At 63.9% G+C, this 19,510-nt stretch carries 20 protein-coding genes and 3 pseudogenes; 4 read left to right on the top strand and 19 right to left on the bottom strand.

What is annotated here, in order from left to right:
* Positions 1-62: 62 nt before the first annotated feature.
* The gene (locus tag EDC50_RS13995) at positions 63-839 is read left to right on the top strand and encodes an AMP nucleosidase (protein ID WP_123771096.1); all 777 of its coding nucleotides are present in this window, start codon (positions 63-65) and stop codon (positions 837-839) included.
* Between the two features lie 57 nt (positions 840-896).
* Here the strand turns inward: EDC50_RS13995 and EDC50_RS13990 are convergent, their stop codons facing one another.
* The gene (locus EDC50_RS13990; protein WP_123771095.1) at positions 897-1,175 is read right to left on the bottom strand and encodes a hypothetical protein; all 279 of its coding nucleotides are present in this window, start codon (positions 1,173-1,175) and stop codon (positions 897-899) included.
* 203 nt (positions 1,176-1,378) lie between these two features.
* Here EDC50_RS13990 and EDC50_RS13985 point away from each other — a divergent pair, with 203 nt between their 5' ends.
* Both EDC50_RS13985 and EDC50_RS13980 read left to right on the top strand, forming a co-directional pair.
* Positions 1,379-1,957: a lysozyme inhibitor LprI family protein gene (locus EDC50_RS13985; protein ID WP_123771094.1), complete on the top strand. Its 579-nt coding sequence runs from the start codon at positions 1,379-1,381 to the stop codon at positions 1,955-1,957.
* 59 nt (positions 1,958-2,016) lie between these two features.
* A complete protein-coding gene (locus tag EDC50_RS13980; protein ID WP_123771093.1) occupies positions 2,017-2,559 on the top strand; it encodes a DUF924 family protein in 543 nt (180 codons plus the stop codon).
* On the opposite strand, the gene EDC50_RS16910 is transcribed toward EDC50_RS13980, so the two are convergent.
* The 4 genes and pseudogenes from EDC50_RS16910 to EDC50_RS13965 form a co-directional block, all read right to left on the bottom strand.
* Entirely contained in the window at positions 2,532-3,158 is a 627-nt protein-coding gene (locus EDC50_RS16910; protein WP_425477937.1) for a hypothetical protein, read from the bottom strand. The genes EDC50_RS13980 and EDC50_RS16910 overlap by 28 nt on opposite strands.
* A gap of 113 nt (positions 3,159-3,271) precedes the next feature.
* A pseudogene (locus tag EDC50_RS16905) lies at positions 3,272-3,349 on the bottom strand (hypothetical protein); the annotation flags it as partial.
* A 3-nt stretch (positions 3,350-3,352) separates the two neighbouring features.
* Positions 3,353-3,925, bottom strand: coding sequence for a hypothetical protein (locus EDC50_RS13970; protein ID WP_158635672.1), 573 nt, complete (start codon positions 3,923-3,925; stop codon positions 3,353-3,355).
* Positions 3,926-4,811: 886 nt separating this feature from the next.
* Positions 4,812-5,708, bottom strand: coding sequence for a WD40 repeat domain-containing protein (locus tag EDC50_RS13965; protein ID WP_123771090.1), 897 nt, complete (start codon positions 5,706-5,708; stop codon positions 4,812-4,814).
* Between the two features lie 133 nt (positions 5,709-5,841).
* On the opposite strand from EDC50_RS13965, the pseudogene EDC50_RS13960 reads away from it, so the two are divergent.
* A pseudogene (locus EDC50_RS13960) lies at positions 5,842-6,648 on the top strand (transposase); the annotation flags it as partial.
* A 10-nt stretch (positions 6,649-6,658) separates the two neighbouring features.
* On the opposite strand, the gene EDC50_RS13955 reads toward EDC50_RS13960, so the two are convergent.
* From EDC50_RS13955 to tssK, 14 genes and pseudogenes are all read right to left on the bottom strand, one after another.
* Positions 6,659-7,456, bottom strand: coding sequence for a hypothetical protein (locus EDC50_RS13955; RefSeq protein WP_123771089.1), 798 nt, complete (start codon positions 7,454-7,456; stop codon positions 6,659-6,661).
* On the bottom strand, positions 7,453-7,884 hold the full coding sequence (locus EDC50_RS13950; RefSeq protein ID WP_123771088.1) for a hypothetical protein: 432 nt from the start codon (positions 7,882-7,884) through the stop codon (positions 7,453-7,455). The genes EDC50_RS13955 and EDC50_RS13950 overlap by 4 nt, the downstream gene beginning before the upstream one ends.
* Positions 7,885-7,892: 8 nt before the next feature.
* Entirely contained in the window at positions 7,893-8,123 is a 231-nt protein-coding gene (locus EDC50_RS16705; protein ID WP_242002980.1) for a hypothetical protein, read from the bottom strand.
* Complete coding sequence (locus tag EDC50_RS16700) at positions 8,099-8,551, bottom strand: hypothetical protein (protein ID WP_242002981.1); 453 nt, start codon at positions 8,549-8,551, stop codon at positions 8,099-8,101. The genes EDC50_RS16705 and EDC50_RS16700 overlap by 25 nt, the downstream gene beginning before the upstream one ends.
* Before the next feature lie 137 nt (positions 8,552-8,688).
* Positions 8,689-9,012: a hypothetical protein gene (locus tag EDC50_RS13940; protein WP_123771087.1), complete on the bottom strand. Its 324-nt coding sequence runs from the start codon at positions 9,010-9,012 to the stop codon at positions 8,689-8,691.
* 51 nt (positions 9,013-9,063) lie between these two features.
* Positions 9,064-9,915 (bottom strand): tetratricopeptide repeat protein, encoded by an 852-nt coding sequence (locus tag EDC50_RS13935; RefSeq protein WP_123771086.1) that lies wholly within the window; start codon positions 9,913-9,915, stop codon positions 9,064-9,066.
* The gene (locus tag EDC50_RS16450; RefSeq protein WP_158635673.1) at positions 9,915-10,076 is read right to left on the bottom strand and encodes a hypothetical protein; all 162 of its coding nucleotides are present in this window, start codon (positions 10,074-10,076) and stop codon (positions 9,915-9,917) included. Before EDC50_RS16450 ends, EDC50_RS13935 begins: the two co-directional genes overlap by 1 nt.
* 95 nt (positions 10,077-10,171) lie before the next feature.
* Positions 10,172-10,558, bottom strand: a pseudogene (locus tag EDC50_RS13930) (phage baseplate assembly protein V); the annotation flags it as partial.
* 174 nt (positions 10,559-10,732) lie between these two features.
* Complete coding sequence (locus tag EDC50_RS13925; protein ID WP_123771085.1) at positions 10,733-11,188, bottom strand: hypothetical protein; 456 nt, start codon at positions 11,186-11,188, stop codon at positions 10,733-10,735.
* A gap of 83 nt (positions 11,189-11,271) precedes the next feature.
* A complete protein-coding gene (locus EDC50_RS13920; RefSeq protein ID WP_123771084.1) occupies positions 11,272-13,080 on the bottom strand; it encodes a LysM peptidoglycan-binding domain-containing protein in 1,809 nt (602 codons plus the stop codon).
* The gene (locus EDC50_RS13915; RefSeq protein WP_123771083.1) at positions 13,077-13,703 is read right to left on the bottom strand and encodes a hypothetical protein; all 627 of its coding nucleotides are present in this window, start codon (positions 13,701-13,703) and stop codon (positions 13,077-13,079) included. Before EDC50_RS13915 ends, EDC50_RS13920 begins: the two co-directional genes overlap by 4 nt.
* Positions 13,657-17,196 (bottom strand): type VI secretion system Vgr family protein, encoded by a 3,540-nt coding sequence (locus EDC50_RS13910; protein WP_242002982.1) that lies wholly within the window; start codon positions 17,194-17,196, stop codon positions 13,657-13,659. The genes EDC50_RS13915 and EDC50_RS13910 overlap by 47 nt, the downstream gene beginning before the upstream one ends.
* A 143-nt stretch (positions 17,197-17,339) precedes the next feature.
* On the bottom strand, positions 17,340-18,125 hold the full coding sequence (gene icmH, locus EDC50_RS13905; protein ID WP_123771082.1) for a type IVB secretion system protein IcmH/DotU: 786 nt from the start codon (positions 18,123-18,125) through the stop codon (positions 17,340-17,342).
* 16 nt (positions 18,126-18,141) lie between these two features.
* Entirely contained in the window at positions 18,142-19,473 is a 1,332-nt protein-coding gene (gene tssK / locus EDC50_RS13900; protein WP_123771081.1) for a type VI secretion system baseplate subunit TssK, read from the bottom strand.
* Positions 19,474-19,510: the final 37 nt, after the last annotated feature.

The following is a 19,510-nucleotide window of genomic DNA, read 5'->3' as shown; positions in this document are numbered from 1 at the left end:
AGGCGGGCGGCCGGGGCGCTATGCTTCCAGGCGTCCCGTTCCCCGTTTCCCGATTCCACGACATGAAAGACAAGGAGCAGATCGTCGCCAACTGGCTGCCGCGCTACACCGGCGTGCCGCTGGACGGTTTCGGCGAGCACATCCTGCTGACCAACTTCAGCGGCTACCTGGCCACCTTCGCCCGGCTCACCGGCGCGCAGCCGGTCGGGCTCGACCGGCCGATGCCCAGCGCCACCGCCGACGGCATCACCATGATCAACTTCGGCATGGGCAGCCCGAACGCGGCCACGGTGATGGACCTGCTGGGCGCGATCGCGCCCAAGGCGGTGCTGTTCCTGGGCAAGTGCGGCGGGTTGAAGAAGAAGAACCAGCTCGGCGACCTGATCCTGCCGATCGCGGCGATCCGCGGCGAGGGCACCAGCGACGACTACCTGCCGCCGCAGGTGCCGGCGCTGCCGGCGTTCGCGCTGCAGCGCGCGGTCTCGACCATGATCCGCGATCTCGGCCACGACTACTGGACCGGCACGGTCTACAGCACCAACCGCCGGGTGTGGGAGCACGACGACGCGTTCAAGGAACGCCTGCGGGCGATGCGCTGCATGGCCATCGACATGGAGACGGCGACGATCTTCGCCGCCGGCTTCGCCAACCGCATCCCCAGCGGCGCGCTGCTGCTGGTCTCGGACCAGCCGATGATCCCCGACGGGGTGAAGACCGAGGCCTCGGACGCGCGGGTCAGCGCCGAGTTCGTCGACGGCCACATCAATGTCGGCATCGAGGCGCTGCGGCTGATCCGCCGCCACGGCAAGTCGGTGCGGCACCTGCGCTTCGACGATTGAGCGCAGGCGCCGCCGCGCTGCGAGGGAGGCGCGCCGAACCGGCGCCCGCGGGGACCGCTAGCGCGCGCCGTCGCGGGGCTGCGCCTCGCTCGCCTGCGTCCGCCGCGCTTCGTTCGCGGTGGATTCCTCGTGTCCGCCGGATTGCTGCCCGGGCGAGGATCCCGGCTTGGGGATCGGGCAGACGATCGGCTCTTCCGGCGGCGTTTCGTTCGGGTCGGTGCAGTACCAGTAGCCCGCGCCGGAAGGCGGGCAGATCTTGTAGCAGGCGGCCTGGCCGGCGCCGGCGGCGCCCAGACCGATCAGCAGCGAAGCAAGCACGAGCGATGCATGTCTCATTTTGGCTCCCCGAAAGCGGCCGAGGCCGGGTCGACCTGCGATAGGCCGCACATCGCAGGCGTGATGCAGGTTAGCCGAGGTCCGGTGAAGAAATTCGTGAGGCGCCGCACCCGTCGGCGCGCATTCAGCTGGCCGCCCCGGCCGCAGATCGCAGGCGGTGCGATGCCCCGGGCGCACACTGCCGGCGTGCGGAGGGAGCGGCCATGGAGAAAGTCCTTTATCTGATCATCGGTGCGGCGCTGAGCTGGGCGTTCTACTTCGTCCAGCGCGCGGTCGAGCGCCGCCGCTCGGTCGAGACGATCGAGCGCAGCCGCAAGCTGCTCGAGCTCAAGCAGAGCCTGGACAGCGCCAACACCAACCTGGACGACCTGCGCCGCTTCGAGCAGCGGCTGATCGGCCGCGCCGAGGCCGCGGTGCGGATCGCCGACCGCTACGTGGCCCAGGCCGAGCAGGTGGCGCGGCAGAGCGACGAGACCGCGCAGCAGGAGATGAACCGGCAGGCCTTCGACGCCTTCCAGCGCAGCCAGGCGCGCCTGCAGCAGGTGCTCGACCACCTGCGCCGCCAGCTCGACGGCGAGGACCTGGCGCTGTTCGACGAGGCGCACCGCAGCTGGCTGGAATTCCGCGAGCGCTACGCGCGCTTCGTCTCGCAGTCCTATTCCGGCGGTTCGATCCGCCCGTTGATCCGGGCGGTGACGCTGCAGAGCGCGACCGAGCTGTGGATCGGCGAGCTGCAGACGCAGCTGGGCGCGGAGGTCGGCGACAAGGCCGAGGCGGAGTGATCGCGTCCGGCCGGCATCGTTTACCCTTCCGGCCGGAGCGGATCGACACGGGAGGCGCGATGGGCCCGCACGACGTGGTGGACTTCTGGCGCGAAGCCGGCTACGCGCGCTGGTTCGAGCGCGACGACGCCTTCGATCGCCGCTGCCGCGAGGACTTCCTCGAAGCGCACCTGCGCGCCGCCCGGCGCGAGCTGGAGTCCTGGATGGACGACGCCGAGGGCGCGCTCGCGCTGGCGATCCTGCTCGACCAGATCCCGCGCAACGTGTTCCGCGGCAGCGCCCACGCCTTCGCCACGGACCCGCTCGCGCGCCACTACGCCGCGCGGGCGCTCGAACTCGGCCACGACCGCGCGGTCGAGCCGATGCTGCGGATCTTCTTCTACATGCCGTTCGAGCACTCCGAAGCCCCGGCCGACCAGGACCGCGCAGTGGCGCTGTTCGCCGCGTTCGAGGGCGAGAACGCGGCGACGTACCGCGACTATGCCGAGCGCCATCGCGAGGTGATCCGCCGCTTCGGCCGCTTCCCGCACCGCAACCACGCCCTCGGCCGCGCGACCACGCCCGAGGAGCAGGCCTATCTCGACGCCGGCGGCGGGTTCTGAGCGCGCGGGCGCGCCTGCCCCGGTCCGGCAGCGGGCGCTGCGGCGCGCAGCCGGCCGGCGCCGGGGCGAACCGGAACCCGTGCCGGCCACCGCGGTCGGAGCGAGTCCGCCGCGGCGGAGCGGAGCGGCGAGCGCCGGGGAGGCGGCCGCGCCGGGCTTGGTGGCGCAGGCGCGCTGGAATTCGATACGCAGGACGGTCCGAGCGAGCGAGGCGCGTACATCCGCGCACGAAAGGGCGCGCAAGAACCAAGGCCATGAGCATCAGGACGGCTGCAATGACCCACGCTCAGTCGGCGCTTTACAGCATCATTCGGATGCCACCACGCTGTCGATGCGCGGCAGGGGCGTGGCTGCCCAATTGGGGCCGTTTTAGTGAGCGCCAACGCACTGAGCGGGCCGGCGGGCGCGGCTTCGGCGACGGCGGCGAGCGCCTCGACCCGCTCGGCCTGCCAGCTGGCCACCGCGACCGCGTCGGGCACGGCCTGGCGTTGCTCGGTGAAGTGGGTGATCGCGTCTTCGCGCTCGCTCGCGTCGACCCGGTGGAAGCGCAGCGTGGCCGGTTCGGCGTCCGGCAGTGCGGCCTGCCGGTCGAAGACCACCAGGGCGTGCGCCGGTGCCTCGCCCTCGGCGGCCGCCTGGGCGTGCTCGACGCCATGGCCAAGCCGGCCTCGGCGAGCAGCCGGGTGACGAACTCCCAATCGGTCTCGCGGTACTGGGTGGTGATCGGCCGTCGCGGCAGCGGCTGGGTGACGTCGAAGCGCCAGCTCGCCTGCGGGTAGTTGGCGAACACCCCTCAGCGAGAGGCTGTCACGCATTCAATCTTACTTAGTTCTTCGGCTTTTTCTTTGGCTATTTTTTTAGCGCTTCCCAAATCGATGGCTCGATCATCGCTTGGCAGGAACATTGTCGAAGCTTGCGGCGAGTGGCATATCTCTAAATTTGAATTCACGAGATAGACGTCCGTTAAATAATACCGCCGCCTCTCGGCGTTGACGTAGGATACTGGAAAAATCAAGTCGTCTACCCTGTCTTGGTTAATGTCGACCAGTATGGGGGGTGATATTGAGGTGCATGGATCGTACTCATCGGAGAATCCAGATGGTTGCCTCTCTAAAAGCCTTGCTTCGATCTTGTTGCCAGGGGAAATTTTCAGAATCAAGCATTTCTGCATGAAATCATGCGCGCCAATCGTTTGAGAGATGACAACGGGGATTGCGATGGCTTCCTTGGAGCCATTTTTCAAATGTGTGGCTGCCGAATCCATGATCTGAGGCGGATCATATTCTGGCCTTTGGAGATCACGTAACGCCAGCTCTGCTGCCTGGTGCAATTCATCTGGGATGGTTTTGAGTGGCGCGACATGCATGCCCGATCCTCTGGCTACGCAACTAGTGCTGCCAGCAATTAAGAGAATCGCAAGGCCCGGGAGAATCGTTTCAGAAGAGCTGCGCATTGATGTGTGTTTCTCGGGGGGCGCTGAGGCCGGCAAGAAAGAAGTGAATGGTCGACCGTGGGGGCGGAAAGTTTATGAGCCGGACTCTGTAGCGAATTGCATGGTGTTACCTTTGTATGTGGCGCGAAAACTGGTCCCCGCGCACAGGTTGCCGGATGCTATCGATTCTCCTTGAGCCTACTGCAAGTGGTTGTAGGTCCGATTTTTTGTGCCGCTGGCGCCAAATGAGGGCATGTGACAAGCCGGATAGATGCAAAAACTCCGGCGGGTGCCAAATTCATTTTTTCCTTGTTCTCTTGAGAAGCATCTGCCGCTCCGAGAGTCCTCGGTCACCGCCATCTACAATCTTTTGGTTACGCGATGGACCACCTCGTCATTGGGGGGCATCTTCATCCATGGATCCGGTTGGCTGATGTAGTAACGGTCAATTTTGGAGTTCTTTAAATTCAGTCCAGAACCAAAAGGCGCCGTCTGGGCGCAGGAGGGCGTTCATACGGGTTGACTAGCCGACTTGCGGCAGCAGAGGCCTGTGCCGTAGCGCCATTATCAGCTGCCCTATGGATGTTTGTCTTTGCGCAATAGAATCCTGCAGTGTCTGGCGTTGCAGGGAATATCGACTGCTGTCTGCGGGTTGTCGATTACCAGGCTGGCCGGACGCGTTGCGGAACCAGGCCGAAATCGAATGAGTCGCGGTTGAGCCATCCACGAATGCCCGATACCCAGAGTGGCTGTGCCGGCTTGGCAGTGCGCCAGCGTCGCGTCACTGGCCCGCAGGCATTGGCAGAAAATCGGCGCTGGCTCAATCGGCCTTATATGCCGTAGTCGAACTGCTTAGTCCAAATACTGGCTTTTCGAAAGTGATTGCCACGAAGCCCGGGGCTATCTTGCCATTCTCCTGTGGAAGTAGTCCTTTAATTGCTAGTCGGCGTCCGTCCCTGGAGTATGAGACATAACGCCCCGTCTCTTTGGTCGTGTCCATAGGGAGTTTAAATAGTTCTAGTCCAGTCCTGTCTCGTAACGACACAGCCTTTCCGTCAGAATTAACGACATATTGGCTGTTGGGGCTAATGAAAGGGGAAGGGAGGGCATCATCTTGGCAAGGGCCAAGACGATGTGAGGCTACAGTGCAAAAAGTAGCGGTGCCATCTTCGCGGATGATGCTTAAGCCGCTGCCGTCATCTGAAAATAGTAGATTAATGACCGCGCCAGTATCTACAGGCGACGAAAGCGCGTTCCCTTCCAGATCAGTCAGCACCACTTGACCAGAATCTGGAACATCGGGATCTTTTCCCTTCATCATTGCGAGCATTTTTTCATTCGGGTGGACGGCAATCGGTGCTGCAAAGATGGCCTTGTGCAAGCGGAAAACAATTCCTCGGGAGGCGGTGTCGTAGATGTAGGACTCGAACGTTTCGGAGGCAGGTCCAATGGATGTCACAAAAATCTTTTTCCCGCTAGGACTCGGTGTTGCCCAGCGAGGGTCTGTCGGTAAGTCGCAATCCTTCGAGAATTTTTTCTTCTGGAGGTTATAAAGCCTGCATCCGCCATCGAAAATGTAGTTGTCATCGTCAATAAAGAATATGGAATCCTCGTTATCGCCATGGCTGATCGATTTGTCGACCCGGTAGGCTGGTTCGGCCCTGCAAGCGCAAATAATTAGAAGCGCAAAAGCGGTTGCTAGAGCAGCTCTATTCATCGCCGAGGATCCTGCATGCCGATTGGGTGTTGGTGAATCGCAGGCCGAAAGATTGCTGGTCCCATCGTAAGCCCGCGCCTCCCATAGAGATTGAAATTAGAGCTTTCTGGCATCTTTCAGCCAGGAGGTTCCAATGAAGACTTCGAAGTTCACCGAGCCGCAAATCGTCTCGATCCTCAAGCAGGCCGATGCCGGGGTGCCGGTCAAGGACACTTGCCGTCAGGCCGGCATCAGTGTGGCCACGTACTACAAATGATAGAGCCAACACGGCGGGCTGGAGGCATCCGAGCTGCGGCGGGTGAAGGAGTTCGAGGCGGAGAACGCGCGGCTCAAGCGGACGTACGCCGAGTTGGCGCTGGACAACGCGGCGATGAAGGATCTGATCGAAAAAAAATTGTAGGGCCGGTGCGCAAGCGTGGGGCGGTACGGTGCCTCGTGGAGGTGCATGCGCGGCCAGTGCGCCGGTCCTGTGCCTGCGCGGGCCTGTCGGAGGCGGCGTGGTACCGGCCACCGCTGGATTGGACCGTGCGCGACGCCGAGTTGATCGTAGCGTTGGCCCGACTGATCGAAGAACGGCCCAGCCGCGGCTTCTGGAAGTCTCGGGCGTTTCTTCGGCGCAGTCACCCGCAGTGGAACCACAAGCGAATCTACCGTGTGTACCGGGCTATGCGACTGAACCTGCGGCGTGCTGCCCGCAAACGTCTGCCCAGCGCGAACGGGCCGCACTGTACGCCCCCAAGCTGCCGGATACCGTCTGGCCGATGGATTTCATGAGCGATGCGCTGGCCTGCGGCCGGCGCTTCCGGACCTTCAACGTGGTCGACGACTTTAACCGCGAGGCGCTGCACATCGAGGTCGACACGTCGATCAACTCCAGCCGCCTGTTGCGGGTGCTCGAGCAGCTCAAGCGCGACCACGGCCTGCCGCAGGTGCTGCGCTCGCTATCCTACTTAATCTTGCGAATCGGCGGTTGATTTCAAAGAGCATTGGCTATGCTGGAGCAGCTTCCGGATTCTTCCAGCATTCGTGTACGGGTAATTCTCTTTCTCGCCCTCCACAGTTCCAACAATCCCGCTTCCTATAATCTCCTCTGCGCATTCGATTCGGTAGAGGCCGCCCCTTATATCGTCATAGCCATACACGAAGGTCCGAAAATAATTTCCCGTAGTTTTGAGCCCAGGATGATTGATATTCCAGCTAGCCAGAATGAGAAGGTCGTTCTTTCCGTCCTTGTTGGCATCTGCGAGGAACGTGGACTCAATCTTCGGAATTTCACCTCCCTCCGCGCCTATCGAGTCCAGTAGAAGTTTTTTGCCTCCAGGGGTTTTGATCAGAACCGATGTTTCCGCAGGCCCTGCCTGGTCAGCAAGAAAGAAGTGAATGGTCGACCGAGGGAATGGGAAATTTATCGTAAGGCTCGGACTGAATTCACATTTGGGCTCGATGCTGGCTGCTTCGCAATCTTTTGCGTGCGTGTTCCCTGCAAATATGGCAAGTGATAAAAATATGCCGACGCAGCTATTCGATTTCGTGGAAAATCTTCTCATTCCGATTCTCGTAAAATGATCTCTTCGCGCGGCGTAGCCGTTGGTGCGCAGGTTAATTACTTCCGTGATTTTATCTACGCTCTCGCTCGAGGGTCTGGAATCTGCAATGCTATAAAGGTCGTGATGTGGCCGGAAAAATACGGATGATCGTGCAGGATATTTTGTTGTTGATAGTAGGGCTGACGAAGTCTGGCTGTTCATCTGGATTTAGCGTATTCATCTTGAAAAGATTGATAGTTCTTTTCCAATGTCAGTATTTTGAGGCCGCGCCCACGACACCGCCATCCCTCTCCTGGTTCGGGAGCTCCATGCCCCTCTCTATTGGAATAAGCCCTGTTTGCGATAGCTTCTTGGTCGGCAGGATGCTCTGAAGTCCTACCGTAGAGCTCAGCTTCGGCTGGATGGTTCCGGAAATATTCGAAAGTAGCTTTAAGTCCTTCGGGAGAGTAGTCGAGGTTTTCAATTGTCCTCGCATTCGCGCCAGCCTCTTCGCGCGTTTGAGCAAAGAAGTGCGATAGCCTTAAAGGAACGTCAAGTTTATATTCTTCCATGTTGTTGTTTATCCCTTTCGCAACGGACTGCAATTTATTTACGTCAACATTGCGCGCATTGAATATCGCACGCAGCATTTCTTCTGTTATCTTGCCTTTATCTCTGTGGCTGAAATTGGATGAAAATGATGGATCTTGGGCTCGCCCAGCGCTGGCACCTTGTTCCGCCACTGCAGCGATTGAATGCGCTGCTTCTCCTGTTGCCAGTCGCCTTTGCGGTTGGGCGGAATATGCGCATCGATGGCATCCCATTGCGCCTGGGGCGTTCCCCATTCGCTGACGTGATGCACGATCAGCCGCGAAAGCGCTTCAGCCACCATGGTTTTTTGAGCGCTTTGCGCAGTTCCTCCGGCGTTAGCGCGCGGTCGTCGTCCAGATCGATGGCATCGCAGAGCCGCGAGAACAGAGGGCCACCGCTGGCTTCCGCGGCACGCGCCTCGAGCGCAGCCTTCTCGTCTGGCCGCGCTTGCTTGGTGGCGACGATGTGGCGCGCATAAAGCGCTTCCGGAGTCGTCGCATCGGCTTCCACGTGTTCGAAACCCGGCCAATCCCATGGCGAGCAGAGCGTCACCTTGGGGTGATCCTTCTCGCGGACCCAACCGGTGCGCGTGTTGCCGTCGATCATACCCACGTCCACTTCCCACCAGCGGGTGCCGTCGGGTTCCGCGGCGCTCTTGGCTAAGTGCTTGATTGCGACCACACGGACAAAGCCATTCGTGGGGCCATCGCCCTGCCCCACTTTCAAGGGGAATTGACTCCATGCATTGAGGGATCGTCCCGTGGTGATCGCCTCATTGCCTAGTTGAGCGCGCTCTACCCAGATAGGCTGACCTGAAGGCACCAGCACTTGTCGGCGGGAGTAGCGATCCTTGTCCTCCTTGCTCAGATTCTTATAGGCGGCGTAAGGAATGCTGTCGCTGCCGTCGGCGCTGCAATGGCCATCAAGTCGCCAGCGATCAATTCGGGAACGCCATCTTCCAGTTGGTTCTGGATTCTCAACGAGCCGGACTTTGTAGCATATTCCATGGCATCATCCTTATAGGCAGCGCGAAAACTGGTCCTCGCGCACAGGCTGCCGGATGCTATCGATTCTCCTTGAGTCAGATGTAAGTGGTTGTAGGTCTGATCTTCTTGTGCTGCTGGCGCCAAATGAAGCCATGCAACAAGGAGGATAGATGCAAAAACCCCGGCAAAGCGAGTGCTCATTCCTATATTACTGCCGATGCACAGAGCGTGGCTGCCTCAGTTCGAATCGGTTTAGTGGCTGCTGCTCTCGCATTGTGCGCGCTCAATCGCATGGGGCGAAGGCGGGGTTTTGCTCTTCCTCGCGGCGGATAGATATTCGCCATAAAGGGCGCAGGCACGCATTTTATTTCCTAGCTTCCAATAAGTGTCGGCAAGATTGAGTCGCGCAACAACCCGCTTAGGAAAGCGGTTATGGACGGCATTCAGAATAATCAGCGCTGACTCCAGAAATCCAGCCTGTTCTTGATAGTATCCGGCGTCATTTATTATGGCGACGTTGCTTGCGTCTACAATGGAAGCTAATTGGATCGCTAAATATTCAGGTATTTTTTCATTCTTGCCGAGGGTTGCAAGCTCAATCAATGCTGCTCGACGGGCATTTTCTGGCGCGAGGGGTTGTGGAGGTGTTTTTCCGCCAAAGGCAGCGCAAGGCGCGTAAAAAGTGACTTCCGCTTCTTTTGGGATTCTTTCTCCTTGCAACTGGTTTGCAGGTGTTCCGCTCACCTCGGCGTGCAGGCAAAGTGTATTTTTGTCTCTGCTCCATCTAAAAACGGAATAATTAAACTCAGCGGCATCGCGACTAGATCGCTCAGAGTGGTCGACAATCAGCAGGCTGCCGTGGTCTGGATAGACTTCTAAACTTGTGGTATCGGAGTGAAGGTGGGCCCGCAACGGTAGACGTAGGCTGGAAAGTTTTAGGACTATCTCACGGTGCGAGCTGGCTTGATCTTCAGCGATTTGCAGAGGGAGTTGAATAATTTCATCAGGCTTGTTGTCCCCATCAAGATCGATTGGGCGAGTGGATGCACCATTGGTGACGGCCTGCAACAGAACAAACAATGCTGTGCTGGTAAAGAAGTTCATTATTGCTGACCTCGCAGTGCTGTCAAACGCGATTTTGCATAATCCGGCACCAGGTTTCTTTTGCCGATTCCATGCCAGCTCTTGTCAGAGGGTTTGCCGGCTGCCGAATGCAGATCGATATACCTTTGATAGCCAGCAATGGCCTCATCTTTGCTTTTCATGAGCCCATGCTTAGAAGATGCTCCATCGTTCCATAATCCCCAAGCAAAAGAGAACTTCCTGTTGTTGTAGACTTTGCTTTCCATGAAAGGATACCGGCGTCCATGCCGGCGGCGAACGGCGGGGCGGCCTCGCCGTTGTACAGCTGCCCGGCGATCACCGGCTGGTCGATGTCGGCGTGCAGGAACTCGACCAGGACCTCGCTGCCGATGCGCGGCAGGGCGTGGCTGCCCCAGTTCGGGCCGGCCAGCCATTCGGCCACGCGCACCCAGGTGCCGGCGGTGTGGTCGCCCGGCGCGTGGCCTTCGGGATGCGCGCGCGAACCGGTGTCGCTCAGCCCGCCCGCCTGCGGCGCGACGCCGCGCTGCCACGGGAACTGGATCCGCACCTGGTGGTCGCGGCTGGCGGTGTTGGCCGCGTCGGGCAGGCCGACCACGCGCGCGGTCTGCGCCCGGGGCGAGCGGCTTGGGGGCGGCAGCGGCACCAGCGCCGTGCCTTCGGGCACGGCGAGGAAGCGGTTGCGGTAGCTGTCGCGCTCCAGTTCGGGGCTGTCGAGCAGGGCGACGATGCCCGTGCCGAGATTGTTGGCGGCGACGTGCTCGATCGCGATCGGCGCGAAGCGTTGCCCGTCCAGGCCCGGGTGAGCCTGCAGCTGGAGCTATCTGGGATTAAACTCCAAGCCGCATCGATACTTCTTCCCGTCCACGGTCATGGTGAAGAACGGTTTGCGATCGAACGCCGCTTCGCTTGCGTCTGGATCGGGCAACGGGCCGAAGCGATGAAACTCCACCCTCTTGCCGTTGGCCAGCTTCACCGAAGCAAGCCGGCCTTCCTCGTCTGAATCGAAAGCCGCTTCACCCCAGGAGTGAAACCATCTTTGGCTTTGTCCCCCGGCGGCACGGAAAACATCCACATCAAGCGAGCGATGCTGTTGTTCCGCAGTCAATCCCAATCGCCGGGCATCGCTTCCAGAAATCCCGCCCACCCCAATGTTCAACAATTCGTCTTCCGCAGAACAAGAGAAGACCTCGTTCCAGGTGAACCGGTCCTCGAATTTCTGTCCCGCGGTCCTCGCCATGGTTCCCGCCTGAGCACTGCTGGTCGGGTGCGTCATGGCACGGCTCGAGCCCTTGCCGACAGGTTCGATCTGTGCACATGCGGTCAATGGAAAAAGCAGGAGTAGCGCAAGACAAGCCTTCATTCTTTCACCCAGATGCCAGACACTCTTCGGCCGCGTCCCATGAGCGTTGGCGGTTCGCCCACCCGCATCACACGGCTGTTGGGACTCTTGTAGTCGCTGGCGAATTCGCCATCACTCATCCGCACCTCGATGTGGCCCCAAGGTGATCCGTCCGTCACATCGTAGACAATGACGCTGCCTACGGGCGCGTCGTACGGACTCTTGATCCCGTGGTTTGATTCCTCGAGGATGTTGCGGAAACCCTCCTTCTTCAGCTCCGGGCCCGCGGACTTGGCCGCCTGGCCAGCGAGGTACCTGCTCGCCATGCCCGATGCCTGCAAGGCAACCTTCACATACAGGTAGCAGCGCCCCAAAGATCTGCGCGCTCTCTTGGGTGTCGTTGAAATCGGTTGGTTCCTGATCGCTCTTGCCGCCGCCGCCGGCCCGTTGGGCTTTACTTTGGGGTCGCCGTACAAGACGTTCATGTCGAGAATCTCGATCATCCGCTTGACCCGGTCCGTCACGGCAGGTGGTGGAGGGTTTTCCGTTGCCACCGTAATGGGATGTCCGCGCCGGGTGCGATCGTTCTTGGTCGTGATGACGCTCGGCGCCTCCGAGGGCTGGGATGGCGCGCTTGCTGAAGCAGGAGACGACACCTTCGCGCCATCAGTCGCGGCCGAGGCATCCGGAATCCGAATAGGCTGTCCGGCTTGTATCCTGTCCGGGTCAGTGATGCTTGGATTAGCACGCTGCAGATCGGCAACCGTCGTGTTGTTGCGCTGTGCGATTCTCGACAACGTTTCCCCGGGTTTCACAACCACGCTGCTGCCGCCGGAGCGAACTGCGATCGATTGGCCCGGGTGAATCAGATCAGAGTTGCCCAACTCCGGGTTGATTTTCCGGAGTTCCTCCACCGTTGTCCCGTGCCGTTTCGCTATCGCCCAAAGCGAATCGCCACGCTTTACGACATGGATGCCCGATTGGCGAGCCTGCTGCGTGCGATTGCCATGGGTGCCTTCCGCGCCGGTATGCGCTTTGGTGCGGCCGGTGACCTTGACCTTGGGGCTTCTCAGTACAACCTTGTGTTCGGAGCTGCCCATGACGCCAGCCCATATCTTCTTGAATCCACCTTGGATGCGCTCGATCCAAAACTCCACGCTGTCGGAGAAGTCGAGTTCCAGTGGCTTCTGGATCTCCCCTTGCCGATTGGTTGTGCCCTTCTGCAGTATCGTCCCGCGGCCGCGCACTTCATAGCCGACATTAGGAATTGGTTCGCGTTTGCGGTCCTGAATGGCGATGCTCAGCGTTCCCGCGTGGCATCCGAGGTTGTAGCCGCCAAACTTGCTGATGTACTCGGATGCGCGGGTACCGAAGCCGTCTACCGGGTCGTCCTGGCCATTGGACAGGAGGAATTGGCCGACGCCTGCAGGCTTCTTCTTCGTGCCCATCCCAACCAGATGAGCGCCCGCGAGAATGCCGGATTCGGTGATTTGGATGCCTTTGATGGTCTTGCCGATGTATTGGTCCAGGCCCATTAACCGGGCGCGTTTGCACAAGATTTTGAACCACTCCGCTCCGGCCAGATCCTGCACGTCGGGGGAATTGCGGAAGTCCTGCAGGCTGTTGATGCCGTTCTTGCCTGTCCAAACGCCTTTCCAATTGTTGACATAATTGGATCCGTCGGACTTGTAATAGCCCAGGTCAATCAATGCGGCTTCGCCGAACTGGTACTTCCCGACAAATCCCGCCCTGTTGATGATGGTGTGGTCGTTGCCACTCTCTCGCTGCGCCACCGCGGCGAGAAACTCGCGCATGCCGCCGCTCACGGCGCATCTCCTTGCTCTGCGCAATCGAATTCCCGATTCGGGTCCGCCAGATCGATGGGCTTCGTGTCTTCGATCAGTCTTTTGATGTCATCGCTGATCTCGCCTACCCAGCGAACTTGGCATCTTTCCTGCAGGCGTCCGCCCATCGAGGCTGTTTCAGGCTGGAAGAACAATACGAGGTTCGTCGTCGAGCAGGCATGGATTTGGCACATCATGTAAAGGAAGCCGTGCCTGTCGTTCGACTCCCAGTACGCGCCTTCTGTCGCCGGACCGCTGAGCAGCCGCTTTTCCAGGGTTTGCGGTGTCGTGGTGGACTCCCTCAGCAACTGCTCCCACGCTTTCTGGAAGACTGCGTCATGGTGCACCTTGCCGGTGACCAGGGAAGGTTCACGCGAAAGCAGATTGAAGGGCTCGGCGACATAGCGGTTGAGCGATGCCGGTGCCTCGGCCTTGCGCCATGTCGCGTGCGTTGCTGCTGCTTGTTCCAGCGCGTCGACGCGTTGCGTGCCTTGCTGTGCCTTGCTGCATCCAGGATTCACCACGAGGAAGACGGCAAGAGCAAGCCAAGTCCGTGCATTACGCATTGTCATCGCCATCGCTTCCCGCCAGAACGTCGTCTTCATTGACATCCTCGACAACTTCCCAATCTCCGTCGCCGATCAACAGTTCGATGTCCTCTTCCTGCGCGCTGAAGACCCGCGGAGTGAGTCCATCCTGGTCGAGTACCCCCGAATAGCGGTCTCCACTCGCCAAGCGAACGATGAACGGAGCTCCAGCGAGAGCTTCGTCGACCAGCAGTAGCTCATCGACATCGAAGCGTTCGCTGTATTGCTTGATCTGGCTGGGTACAGGCAGCAGCGGCAGCGACGCCGCATCACTCGCCCCGCCCAGGAACGGATGCTGGCTGGCCTTGACCGTGAAGTTGCCCGGGCAGGCGAAGGTGATGTCGCCGCCTTCGAGGGTGATGCGGGTCTGGCCGGCCTGCAGCACGATCTTCTTGTTCGCCAGCACCTCCACGCGCGCGTCGGTGGCGGTGACGGTGACGCTCTGGTCGGCGAGCAGCTCCAGCGGCCCCGCATGCGCCTGCAGGCTGAGCGGGCCGTTCGCGGCGATCGCGCGGATCGGCCCTTGCTGGGCGAAGAGCGCCGTGTGCCGGCCGCTGACCGCGGCGAAGGTCTGGCCGGCGACGAGGTGGGCGTCGTCCTGCACGGTCAGGTGCAGGTGCTGGCCGGCGAAGGCCAGGGCGCTGGCCGGGGTGGTGGCCAGCACGTGCTCGGGGCCTTCGACGAACAGCAGCGGCCGGGCGAAGCGTTCGACCGGATCGCCGCCGTCGCGGCGGCCGCCGGTGGGCTTGGTCGCGCTCTGGCCGCCGGCGGTGCCGGTGTACCGCGCCTCCTGCCCGGGGTCGACCGCGGCCACGAAGGCGCGCTGCGCCTCGTTCGCGGCGAGCGGCGCGGCCTGGTGCTGGCGGGCGGCGTCGCTCAGGGCCTGCGCCGTGTCCTGCGCGCCTTGGAGCTGGGCCACGGCTTCGGCGACGTCGAACTGGGTCGAGGCGGCGCCGGGGCGGGCCGTGGCCGACAGCAGCACGCCGGTGCCGGCGCGCAGGTTGGCCCAGCCGAGTGTGGCCAGGTCGAAGCCCTGGCCGCGCAGCGCGCCGCGGCGGCCGTCGTGATGGTCGATCAGGTAGCCGAGCTCGAGCCGGCTGTCGCCGAGGCTGGTGTGCAGGCGCTGGCGCAACTGGCCGGGGGCGTCGTCGACCAGCCACTGCTGGGTGCCGGCGCCGTCCAGGGACCGCGTGTGCAGGCCCGAGAGGGTGCCGACGTGGTTGGCGCCGGCGTCCACGCCGGCGGCGAACGGCGGGGCGGCCTCGCCGTTGTACAGCTGCCCGGCGATCACCGGCTGGTCGATGTCGGCGTGCAGGAACTCGACCAGGACCTCGCTGCCGATGCGCGGCAGGGCGTGGCTGCCCCAGTTCGGGCCGGCCAGCCATTCGGCCACGCGCACCCAGGTGCCGGCGGTGTGGTCGCCCGGCGCGTGGCCTTCGGGATGCGCGCGCGAACCGGTGTCGCTCAGCCCGCCGGCCTGCGGCGCGACGCCGCGCTGCCACGGGAACTGGATCCGCACCTGGTGGTCGCGGCTGGCGGTGTTGGCCGCGTCGGGCAGGCCGACCACGCGCGCGGTCTGCGCGCCCGGGGCGAGCGGCTTGGGGCGCGGCAGCGGCACCAGCGCCGTGCTTTCGGGCACGGCGAGGAAGCGGTTGCGGTAGCTGCCGCGCTCCAGTTCGGGGCTGTCGAGCAGGGCGACGATGCCGGTGCCGAGATTGTTGGCGGCGACGTGCTCGATCGCGACCGGCACGAAGCGTTGCCCGTCCAGGTCCGGGTGCCCTTGCAGCGCGAACGCCGCGCCGGCCTGCAGGCCGCGGGCGCTGCCGGCGCCGGCGTGCAGGCGCTGCGGCACGCGCAGCGCGTCCAGGCGCAGCTCCGCGGCGAGTTGCGCCTGCTCGGGCTGCGGGTAGCGGCCGGCGGACGGCGCGGTGTAGACCTCGCGCGCGGGCAGGTGCGGGCCGGCGGGCGCGGCTTCGGCGACGGCGGCGAGCGCCTCGACCCGCTCGGCTTGCCAGCTGGCCACCGCGACCGCGTCGGGCACGGCCTGGCGCTGCTCGGTGAAGTGGGTGATCGCGTCCTCGCGTTCGCTCGCGTCGACCCGGTGGAAGCGCAAGGCGGCCGGCGCCGCGTCCGGCAGTGCGGCCTGCCGGTCGAAGACCACCAGGGCGTGCGCCGGTGCCTCGCCCTCGGCGGCGGCCTGGACGTGCTCGAAACGCCAGGCCAGGCCGGCCTCGGCGAGCAGCCGGGTGACGAACTCCCAATCGGTCTCGCGGTACTGGGTGGTGATCGGCCGTCGCGGCAGCGGCTGGGTGACGTCGAAGCGCCAGCTCGCCTGCGGGTAGTCGGCGAACACGCGTTCCAGGATGCCGCGCAGGTCCAGGTCCTGGAAGATCAGTGCATTGCGGCGCAGGGCCAGCAAGGCGGTCCACGGCTCCATCGTCAGCCGGTAGCGCGCATAGCCGCCGTCGCCGCCCAGCGGCGCGACCCGGGTGCACAGCCCATGCCAATGGCGCCAGCGTTGGTCGGCCAGGCGCTGCCGCAGCGCGACCGGCCGGCCGAGCAGGACGCGGGTGTCGAGGAAGGCGGACAGCGCCAGGCAGTCGATCTCGAACTTGAAGGGGGCGCATACCGCTTCCTGGCCGATGTAGCGTTCGACCAGGAACGCGTCGGCGAGGGCGGTGTCGATCTCCAGCAGGCGCTGCTGGCCGGCGAAGGCGCCGAGCAACCGCTGCGCCAGCGAAGAGGCAGGCGCCTCCGCCGCCCGGCCGGTCGCGGCGCGGGGCGAGGTCGTGGGCGCATGGGGGCCGCGGCCGTGCGGCCCGACCGGCGGATCGGCCGGCGCGGCGCGTCCGTGCCCGCCCGGATCGAGCGAGGCGCGCGCGGAGGGCGGCACCGCCGGCGACGTGGGCAACGCATCGCCGGCAGCGGACCGCGCCAGGGGCATGGTGTCCTGGCCTGCGTCCGCGAACCGCGGCACGGGGCCCGGGTTCGCCGCTCCGCCGGGCGCCGCCTCGACCCCTTGGACGAGGCCGTCGCCTCGGAGGGAAGCCGCCCCGGCGTCCAAGCCTTCCGGCAACGGCGGGTCGGCAAGGCTGCCGGCGTCGAATCGCTCGATCGCCGCGCCGGCGGGCGAGGTCGGCTCTCGCATCGCCGCGAACGTTCCCGCGGCCAGTTCGCCCGCCACCGCCTTCTCGTCCGCACCGCGATGCAGCGCCTGCAGCACGCCCGCAGCGACCGGCGCATAGCGCGCGAGCTTGCCGAGCAGGCCCTCGAACTGCAGCACCGAACCCAGCGCCTCCTCGGCCGGGGTGCTGCGGTCCACCTGGGGCAGGGCGCCGCGGGCCAGGTCCAGCAGTTCCTCGGCGAGCGCGGTGCGGTCGCCGTCGGACCGGGCCAGGCGCATCAGTTCTTCGGCCAGCGCCGTGGTCCGGCCGAACTGCGCCAGGCTCGGGTCGGCGGTGACCGCCCCGGCGGCGTCGCCAAGGGTGAACGGACTGTAGGGGTCAGCCATGACGATCGGCTCCTGGAAACGTGCCGCCGCGATGGACGCGAGGCCGCGCGGACGGCGGCGCGGCCGCATCGTGGCGGCCTATCCGGATCGCAGAGGCGGAGGGCGGTGGGATATCCATATCCGGCGCATGTACGGCGAAAGGATCAGGGCAGGGTGATGGTCAGGTGCGCGGTTCGCGCCGGCATCTGCACCACGTCCTGGTAATGGGCGAGCTGCCGGTCGGTCTGGCGGCCCAGCAGCGCGTGCAAGCCGAGGAAGGCGAGCGCGCCGACCGCAGCCATCGCCACCGCCGGCGCCCACACCGGCACGATCCGGCGCAGCGTGTGCGCGACCTTGTCCGGCGGCGCCCAGTGCGGCGCGAACGGCGCGCGCTTGCCCTTGAGATAGGCGATCTCGTCGCCCAGGCGCGCGGTCAGATAGCCCAGCTTCTCCGGCCCTTCCAGCCGGTACTTGCCTTCGAAGCCGAGCAGCAGGCAGTAGTGGTAGACCTCCAGCGACGGCAGCCTGGCCGCGCCCTGCCCGCGCAACTGCTCGAGGCGGTCGAAGAAGTGCTCGCCGGCCAGGTGCTCGCCGAACAGGCGCAACTGCAGCGGATTGCGTTCCCAGTCCTCGCGCATCGGCGAGGGCTGCGACAGGATCGCCTCGTCCACCGCCGCGCAGAACGCGTACTTGGCGGCGTAGATGTCTTCGGCGGCGATGCCGAGCTTGACCGCGCCGCGCTCCACGCCTTCCAGGAAGCGCTGGATCGCCTCGACGAACGAGGACTCGCTCGCCGGCAGCTGGCCGCGCTTGAGCAGCATCAGCAGGTAGAACCCGTCCGACATCAGGTCGAGCAGGCTGCGCGGCGCGGCGGCGGCCGGCGCGGGCTGCGCCAGCGCCGGCGACAGCGTGGGCATGGCTTGCGGAACCGGCGGCTGCGGGTAGTTCATGGCGTCCGTGCTTCCGTCAGGGGGTCAGGGCGATGAGTTCGAGTTTCAGGTCGCGCACGCCGGCGGGCACGTAGATCATCACCGACTGCGCCTTGAGCATGCGCTCGTACAGCGGCCCGCGCGGCTCGAGCGCGAAATAGTAGCTGCCGGGCCGCACCGGAATCGCGGCCGGGACCTGCGCGGCGTGGGTGAGCTTGACCCCGGGCAGGGCCGAGAGCACGCATTTCTCGACGTCGTCCGGCGCGCCGATCTTGAAGCGCACCGGCACCGATTGCACCAGCTCGGGGCCGGGGATGTCCGCGGCCACGCCGATGTAGAACGCGGACTTCTCGTCGATGCGCTGCGAATCGAGGCGGCCGAGATGGAACGACGGCTTCACTTCCGTCAGCGCGATCTGGAAGTAGCGCGCCGAGATCACCGTGTCGAGCAGGTCGCGCACCATCGCGAACATGCGCTCGAACGCGGCCTCCGGCTGCGCATGCGAATAGGCCGGCAGGTCGCCGAGGCCGTAGCTCTTGGAGAACGTCAGCAGCGAACCGGCCAGCCGCGCCAGTTCCTGGTGCAGCCGTTCCGGATGCAGCCCGGGATGGCGGAACAGATGCGCCAGCGCGGCGAACGCCGAATTGACCGTGTGCAGCAGCCAGAACGAGGCGATGTCGCCGGAACGGAATTCGATGACATGCTGCGACGGCTCGCGGTGCAGGCCGTAGAGCGCATCGGCCTTGGCCTGCAGCGCGTCGAGCAGGCGGCGCAGCTGCAGGTGCAGGGCCGGCGACGCGCCGAGGTTCACGCAGGGCGGCACGAAGTCCTCGTCGAACTCGAAACCGCCCGTGGCCGTGCGCCGAACCCGCGTCACCGGCAGGGTGACGTAGGCGTCGCGCGGCTCGTCGTCGGTCAGCAGGCGCACGGACTTGTGCAGGTAGGCCAGCTCGGCCTCGCCGGCGTCGGTGTACAGGTCCGGCGTCGGCCGGTTCGCCTGGACGAAGCGCGCCCCCGCGCTGTTGCCGTCGCCGCAGTTGCCGCCGTGGTCCTTCAGCAGCGGCAGCGCCAGGTGGATCGTGGTCGACTGCGTGCCCGGCGGCAGGTCGGCGAGCGAAAGCGCCTCGGGCAGCTGGTCCTCGCCCGGGGCGGCATAGGGCTCGCCGTCGGGGAAGATCACCGACAGTTCCTGCGCGCGCAGGGTGCCGTTGGCCAGGCTGGCCGCGTCGAAGCGCACCTTGCGCACGCCCCAGGCGTAGGGGTGCACCGCGGCGACGTGATCCTGCAGGCGAGCCTCGTGATACGCGTCCTGGCGCTGGAAATGTTGCGGGCGCAGGAACAGGCCTTCGCCCCAGAAGACTTTCGACATCCGACTCACGACTGCCTCGCTGCAATCCTTTGGCCCG

It is taken from the genome of Vulcaniibacterium tengchongense (assembly GCF_003814555.1).
Taxonomy (GTDB): Bacteria; Pseudomonadota; Gammaproteobacteria; order Xanthomonadales; family Xanthomonadaceae; genus Vulcaniibacterium; species Vulcaniibacterium tengchongense.
Note: the sequence above shows the minus strand (reverse complement) of the source record. Positions and strands in the feature narration are given on the sequence as shown.

Excerpts from the sequence above, each read along its gene's own strand:
- EDC50_RS13995 (WP_123771096.1), top strand. The coding sequence starts at position 63 with ATGAAAGACAAGGAGCAGATCGTCGCCAACTGGCTGCCGCGCTACACC.
- EDC50_RS13990 (WP_123771095.1), bottom strand. The coding sequence starts at position 1,175 with ATGAGACATGCATCGCTCGTGCTTGCTTCGCTGCTGATCGGTCTGGGC.
- EDC50_RS13985 (WP_123771094.1), top strand. The coding sequence starts at position 1,379 with ATGGAGAAAGTCCTTTATCTGATCATCGGTGCGGCGCTGAGCTGGGCG.
- EDC50_RS13980 (WP_123771093.1), top strand. The coding sequence starts at position 2,017 with ATGGGCCCGCACGACGTGGTGGACTTCTGGCGCGAAGCCGGCTACGCG.
- EDC50_RS13970 (WP_158635672.1), bottom strand. The coding sequence starts at position 3,925 with ATGCATGTCGCGCCACTCAAAACCATCCCAGATGAATTGCACCAGGCA.
- EDC50_RS13965 (WP_123771090.1), bottom strand. The coding sequence starts at position 5,708 with ATGAATAGAGCTGCTCTAGCAACCGCTTTTGCGCTTCTAATTATTTGC.
- EDC50_RS13955 (WP_123771089.1), bottom strand. The coding sequence starts at position 7,456 with ATGAACAGCCAGACTTCGTCAGCCCTACTATCAACAACAAAATATCCT.
- EDC50_RS13950 (WP_123771088.1), bottom strand. The coding sequence starts at position 7,884 with ATGCTGCGTGCGATATTCAATGCGCGCAATGTTGACGTAAATAAATTG.
- EDC50_RS13940 (WP_123771087.1), bottom strand. The coding sequence starts at position 9,012 with ATGAGCACTCGCTTTGCCGGGGTTTTTGCATCTATCCTCCTTGTTGCA.
- EDC50_RS13935 (WP_123771086.1), bottom strand. The coding sequence starts at position 9,915 with ATGAACTTCTTTACCAGCACAGCATTGTTTGTTCTGTTGCAGGCCGTC.
- EDC50_RS16450 (WP_158635673.1), bottom strand. The coding sequence starts at position 10,076 with ATGAAAAGCAAAGATGAGGCCATTGCTGGCTATCAAAGGTATATCGAT.
- EDC50_RS13925 (WP_123771085.1), bottom strand. The coding sequence starts at position 11,188 with ATGACGCACCCGACCAGCAGTGCTCAGGCGGGAACCATGGCGAGGACC.
- EDC50_RS13915 (WP_123771083.1), bottom strand. The coding sequence starts at position 13,703 with ATGAAGACGACGTTCTGGCGGGAAGCGATGGCGATGACAATGCGTAAT.
- EDC50_RS13910 (WP_242002982.1), bottom strand. The coding sequence starts at position 17,196 with ATGGCTGACCCCTACAGTCCGTTCACCCTTGGCGACGCCGCCGGGGCG.
- icmH (WP_123771082.1), bottom strand. The coding sequence starts at position 18,125 with ATGAACTACCCGCAGCCGCCGGTTCCGCAAGCCATGCCCACGCTGTCG.
- tssK (WP_123771081.1), bottom strand. The coding sequence starts at position 19,473 with ATGTCGAAAGTCTTCTGGGGCGAAGGCCTGTTCCTGCGCCCGCAACAT.